The 6,013-nt window shown below is 36.2% G+C and carries 5 protein-coding genes and 1 pseudogene; all 6 read left to right on the top strand.

Annotation, left to right across the window (positions count from 1 at the left end):
- Window positions 1–294, top strand: a pseudogene (locus BM153_RS13225) (acetyl-CoA decarbonylase/synthase complex subunit alpha/beta); the annotation flags it as partial.
- A gap of 376 nt (window positions 295–670) precedes the next feature.
- Complete coding sequence (acsD, locus tag BM153_RS13220) at window positions 671–1,612, top strand: acetyl-CoA decarbonylase/synthase complex subunit delta (protein ID WP_092874946.1); 942 nt, start codon at window positions 671–673, stop codon at window positions 1,610–1,612.
- A gap of 25 nt (window positions 1,613–1,637) precedes the next feature.
- A complete protein-coding gene (acsC, locus tag BM153_RS13215) occupies window positions 1,638–2,978 on the top strand; it encodes an acetyl-CoA decarbonylase/synthase complex subunit gamma (protein WP_092874943.1) in 1,341 nt (446 codons plus the stop codon).
- Between the two features lie 117 nt (window positions 2,979–3,095).
- A complete protein-coding gene (gene acsE, locus BM153_RS13210) occupies window positions 3,096–3,893 on the top strand; it encodes a carbon monoxide dehydrogenase/acetyl-CoA synthase methytransferase subunit (RefSeq protein ID WP_092874940.1) in 798 nt (265 codons plus the stop codon).
- A gap of 226 nt (window positions 3,894–4,119) precedes the next feature.
- Complete coding sequence (gene rny / locus BM153_RS13205) at window positions 4,120–5,658, top strand: ribonuclease Y (RefSeq protein WP_408606201.1); 1,539 nt, start codon at window positions 4,120–4,122, stop codon at window positions 5,656–5,658.
- 174 nt (window positions 5,659–5,832) lie between these two features.
- On the top strand, window positions 5,833–6,013 hold a 181-nt coding region (gene tnpA / locus BM153_RS13200), incomplete at its 3' end, for an IS200/IS605 family transposase (RefSeq protein WP_143088319.1).

The raw sequence follows: 6,013 nt of genomic DNA, 5'->3' as shown, positions 1-6,013 counted from the left end.
TCTATGACAGGTGGTGGAGTTCAGACACCTGGATTCATGGGACATGGAAAACACTTCATCGCTTCCAAGAAATTCATGAAAGCAGAAGGTGGACTTGAAAGACTTGTATGGCTTCCTAAGAAGTTAAAAGAAGAAATTGCAGATGCTATCAATAAGACAGCTAAAGAGCTTTATGATATTGATAACTTCGCTGATATGATTGCTGATGAAACAATCGCAGAGGACGGAGAAGCATTACTCAACTTCCTTACAGAAAAAGGACATCCAGTTCTTAACATGGAACCTATGATGTAATTACAATATTAAGAATATTAAATCAATATATCTCTGGCGGTGCAAACTGCCAGAGATATTTAAAGAATTGATAATAATTTTTAGCAAATTTTATAAAATAAAGTGAAATATGTGAATATCTATATGAAAGTTATAGTAGAAATTCAATAAAAATGTTGATAAATAATTGACAAAGTGCATGAATAGTGTATAATAGATGAGAGAATGTGAGTAGATAATTATCTATTATGAACTGTAATGGAGTTGATGCGCAAATGCTCCATTATGCAACCGGAAAGATGTATACCGGTTTTGTCCCTACTTATACTTTGGTTACAATACATAATTATATGTATGTGGCGGAATAGAGAATTAAAATAAAAGGAGGATTTATTAAATGGCTTTTAAAGCAGCAACACAGAAGTTTGGTTCTTCAATCAATGCAGTAGAATTAGGCGTTGGCGATAAAAAGATTACTCTCGGTGGAGAAAATGTATTCCCATTATATACATTTGATGATGCCATTGCTAATTCACCAAAGGTAGGCGTTGAGCTTACAGATTTAGGTATCGATGATACTCTTCCAGAATTAAAGGAATTCTATGCAGGATGCGACACAATCGCAGATCAGGCTAAGAAGGCAGCTACTATGGAAGGAGCTGATTTCCTTTCATTAAGATTTGAAGGAGCTGATCCAAACGGCGAAAACAAATCAACAGAAGATTGCGTAGCAATTGCAAAAGAGGTTGCAGCAGCAGTTGATCTTCCAATCGTAATCTGCGGATGTAAAAATGTTGAAAAAGATTCAGAACTCTTTTCCAAAATTGCAGAAGCAGTTCCTGACAAAAATATCTTATTCCTTGCATGTAAAGAAGAAAACTACAAAAATGTTGGAGCATCTGTAGGACTTGCTTACAAACAGAAAGTTGGAGCTGAGTCAGCAGTTGATATCAACCTTGCAAAACAGTTAAATGTAGTTCTTACACAGTTAGGCGTTAATGCCGGAGACATCGTTTGTAACGTAGGATCAGCAACAGCTGGATATGGTTTTGAGTATGTTGTTTCTACATTAGACAGAATTAAATCTGCTGCTCTTTCACAGGGTGATGGAGATTTACAGATGCCTATTATGACACCTGTTGCTTCAGAAACATACAATGTTAAAGAGTCTCTTGCTTCAGAAGAAGATGCTCCAGAATGGGGTTCACGTGAAGCTAGAGCTGTAGAAATGGAAATCGTAACTGCAACTGCTTGTATTGCTAGTGGTTCAAACGCTGTAATTCTTAAACACCCTCAATCGGTTGCAACAGTTTCTAAATTTGTTAAAGAATTAATGTAATCGAAAGGGAAGGAGGATATAAAAAATGGCATTAAAAGGTCTTGATATTTTTAAATTAACACCAAAGAAAAATTGTAAGGAATGTGGATTCCCAACTTGTATGGCATTTTCAATGAAAGTTGCACAGGGTGCAGTTGAAATTACAAAATGCCCACATATTTCAGATGACGTTGTTGCACAGTTAGCTGAGGCTACAGCACCTCCGATGAAGACAATCAAAATCGGCGCAGGTGATGAAGAACATCAGCTTGGTGGTGAAACAGTATTATATAGACATGAAAAGACTTTCGTAAGCAAAACACTTTATGCAACTACTGTATGTGATTGCAAAGACGACGCTGAAAACGATGCAATTCTTGAAAGAATGAAAAAGATCGATTATGAGCGTATCGGTGAGAGAGAATATGTTGAGCTTGTTTATGTAAATCATGCAGACGGAAAAGACGGATATGTTGATTTAGTAAAGAAAGCTGACGCAACAGGAAGAACTTTAGTATTAGGCGTTAAAGATGTTGACCTTGCTAAGGCAGCACTTGACGTTGTTAAAGATAAAAAACCAATCCTTAATGGAGCAGACGCTTCTAACTATGAAGCAATGAGCAATCTTGCTACAGAATATGGTGTAGTTCTTGGTGTTACAGGTGCAAACCTTGATGAATTACATGATACTGTAGAAGCTATTGAAAAATTAGGAAACAAGAACCTTATCCTTGATGTAGGAACAGAATCAGTTAAAGATGCATTTAAGAATGCTGTTGAAATCAGAAGAGCATGTCTTAAAAATGAGGATAGAACATTCGGTTATCCATCACTTGTTAACATCGGCCGTTTAGCTGCTGGTGACAAGACAATGCAGGCTGCTTTAGCTTCCTTATTCACATTAAAATATGGTTCAGTGGTTGTATTTGAAGAGATGGATTATGCACAGGCATTGGCTCTCTATGGTTTAAGACAGAATGTATTTACAGATCCACAGAAACCAATGACAGTAGAACCAGGTATTTATCCAATCAATGGTGCTACAGCAGATTCACTTTGTGCTACAACAGTAGACTTCGCTTTAACATACTTCGTAGTTTCAGGAGAGTTAGAGAGATCTGGAGTACCTATTAACCTTATTATCCAGGATGCTGGTGGAATGTCAGTTCTTACATCTTGGGCTGCTGGTAAATTAAGTGCTTCTTCAATTTCTAAATTTATCGAAGAAGAAATCAAAGACAAAGTTACTTGCAGAAAATTAATTATCCCTGGTAAAGTTGCAGTTCTTAAAGGTGAACTTGAGAACAAACTTCCTGATTGGGAAATTATAGTTGCTCCAAACGAAGCTGTACAGTTAGTTAAATTCCTTAAAGACTTAACAGCTTAATTATAATAGAAATAATCAATCGTAAGAGGCCGTGTAGGTCATATATTTGACAAACATGACCTCTATGATTGTTTTATAACAAAAAGACTATGTAAAAACTAAGTGAGGAGAGAACAAATGGCAAAATTTATTACAATTGGTGAAAGAATTTCAACAACTGCACCTGCAATCAACAAAGCTTTAACTGAAAGAGATCCAGAACCGATCTTAAAGAGAGCTAAAGAGCAGATAGCTGCTGGTGCTGACTACATCGATGTAAACATCGGACCTGCAGAGTCTGATGGAGAAGATCTTATGAAATGGGCTGTACAGCTTATTCAGGGTGAATGTGATAACATTCCACTTGCTCTTGATACTTCAAACATGAAAGCTATCGAAGCTGGTATTACAGTTTACAACAGATCTAAAGGTAAACCAATCGTTAACTCAGCAGATGCTGGAGACAGAGTTGAGTACATCGATTTAGCTGCTGCTAACGATGCTATCGTAATTGCACTTTGCTCAAAAGGTGTTGTTGCTCGTGACAATGATGAGCGTATGGTATTCCTTCAGGAAATGCTTGAAAGAGGTATGGAAAAAGGAATGGACGCAGGAGAAGATATGTGGTTCGATCCATTATTCCTCGTTATCAAAGGAATGCAGGACAAACAGTTAGATATTCTTGAGTTCATCAAATCTATCAGCGAACAAGGTCTTAAATCTACAGGTGGACTTTCAAATAACTCAAACGGAATGCCTAAGAACATTAGACCAATCATGGATTCATCATTACTTGCTATGGCTATCATGAATGGATTCACATCTGCTATCGTTAACCCTAACGACAGAAGATTAATGGAAACAATCAAATGTTGTGATATCATCAGAAATGAAACAATCTACGCTGATACATTCTTAGATTTCTTAGATAAATAATACTTGAGAAAGTAAATAATTGAGAAGTTAATCCTCTGGATTTTATATCCAGAGGATTTTTTTGTAAGTAAAGACCAAAGTATACATATAAAAAGACCGAATTTTTTGCAGCTAAAGTTTACAGAATGTTTATATTGCTTGACATTAATATGAAAAAAGTTTAAAATTTAAGTGTTGTATTTGTACAATGAAAACTAAATAAGGAGGTGCTCCTGTGATTGGCTATATAATTATAGCTGTTGTTATCACGCTTGTAATTTCCAGTGTTGTAAGCTCATTAGTAACTACAGCATATCGTAAATCAGTTGATGAAAAGACGATAGGTAGTGCAGAGAGTAAAGCAAGGGAGATAATAGACGAAGCAATTAAGGTTGCAGAAACAAAAAAACGTGAAGCATTACTTGAAGCGAAAGAAGAGTCTATAAAGACAAAGAACGAACTTGAAAAAGAAAGTAGAGAGAGGCGTTCAGAACTTCAAAAATACGAAAGACGTGTTTTACAAAAAGAAGAAAACCTTGACAAAAAAGCAGAAGCTATTGAAAAAAGAGAAGCGGGATTTGCAGCGAAAGAACAAGAAATTGAGCGTCAAAGACGAGAAATTTCCGAATTACATGATAAACGATTACAGGAATTAGAGAGAATCTCTGGTTTAACCTCTGAACAAGCAAAAGAATATCTGTTAAAAACTGTTGAAGATGATGTCAAACACGATACTGCAAAATTAATAAAAGAGTTAGAAAATAATGCAAAAGAAGAAGCTAATAAAAAAGCGAGAGATTATATTGTAACTGCTATACAAAAATGTGCAGCTGATCATGTTTCTGAAACTACGATTTCTGTAGTTCAGCTTCCAAATGACGAAATGAAAGGAAGAATTATTGGTAGAGAGGGAAGAAATATTCGAACTCTCGAAACATTAACCGGTGTAGACTTGATTATTGATGATACACCTGAGGCTGTAATTTTGTCAGGATTTGATCCAATTAGACGTGAAATAGCAAGAATTGCATTAGAAAAACTTATTATTGATGGACGGATTCATCCAGCCAGAATCGAAGAGATGGTTGAAAAAGCTAGACATGATGTTGAGCTAATGATTAAAGAAGAGGGTGAAGGTGCTACTTTGGAAGTGGGCGTTCATGGAATTCATCCTGAACTTGTTAAGCTTTTAGGAAGAATGAAATTTAGAACAAGCTATGGCCAAAACGCATTAAAACACTCGATAGAAGTAGCTCAGTTGTCAGGAATGTTGGCATCAGAGATAGGTTTGGATGTTAGAGCTGCAAAGAGAGCAGGTTTATTACATGATATTGGTAAGGCTGTTGATAGAGAGATGGAAGGATCGCATATACAAATCGGCGCGGATTTGTGTCGTAAGTATAAAGAATCAGGTCTTATCGTTAACGCTGTTGAATCCCATCATGGTGATGTAGAACCTGAATCATTGATAGCTTGTATCGTACAGGCAGCAGATACTATTTCTGCCGCAAGGCCGGGAGCTCGTAGAGAGACATTAGAAACTTATACAAACAGATTAAAGAAACTTGAAGATATAACAAACTCCTACAAAGGAGTAGAAAAATCTTTTGCTATTCAGGCAGGAAGAGAGATTCGAGTTATGGTAATTCCAGAGCAAGTTAACGATGATGATATTGTTCTTATGGCTAGAGATATTGCAAAACAGATTGAAGATGAATTGGAATATCCTGGACAGGTAAAGGTAAACGTTATCAGAGAATCCAGAGCAATAGAATATGCGAAATAAAATCAAGCCACGTATCATTTGATGCGTGGCTTTTATTGGATTGAAAACCAATAAAACCACCTGCTATGCAGGTGTGTTCCCAATGAGCTTTAGCTTCAAGAAAAGGAAAACCTCCAATGATATAATAGTGCTGGTTCGACAGCCGCACTAAAAAATCAAAGGAGGTTTATCCAAATGGACAAAAATAGTCTAGCACATACAACATGGGAATGTAAGTATCATATCGTATTCGCACCAAAATTTAGAAGAAAGATAATATATCAAAAAATAAGAGCTGACATAGCCCATATTTTAAGTGAATTATGCAAGAGAAAAGGTGTAGAAATAATTGAAGCAGAAGCATGTTCCGATCATA

It is taken from the genome of Acetitomaculum ruminis DSM 5522, from assembly GCF_900112085.1.
GTDB classification, from domain to species: Bacteria; Bacillota; Clostridia; order Lachnospirales; family Lachnospiraceae; genus Acetitomaculum; species Acetitomaculum ruminis.
This window is presented reverse-complemented; position numbering and strand designations above follow the sequence as displayed.

Bases quoted from the DNA above. Each gene is read 5' to 3' on its own strand.
- acsD (WP_092874946.1), top strand. From the start codon at position 671: ATGGCTTTTAAAGCAGCAACACAGAAGTTTGGTTCTTCAATCAATGCA.
- acsC (WP_092874943.1), top strand. From the start codon at position 1,638: ATGGCATTAAAAGGTCTTGATATTTTTAAATTAACACCAAAGAAAAAT.
- acsE (WP_092874940.1), top strand. From the start codon at position 3,096: ATGGCAAAATTTATTACAATTGGTGAAAGAATTTCAACAACTGCACCT.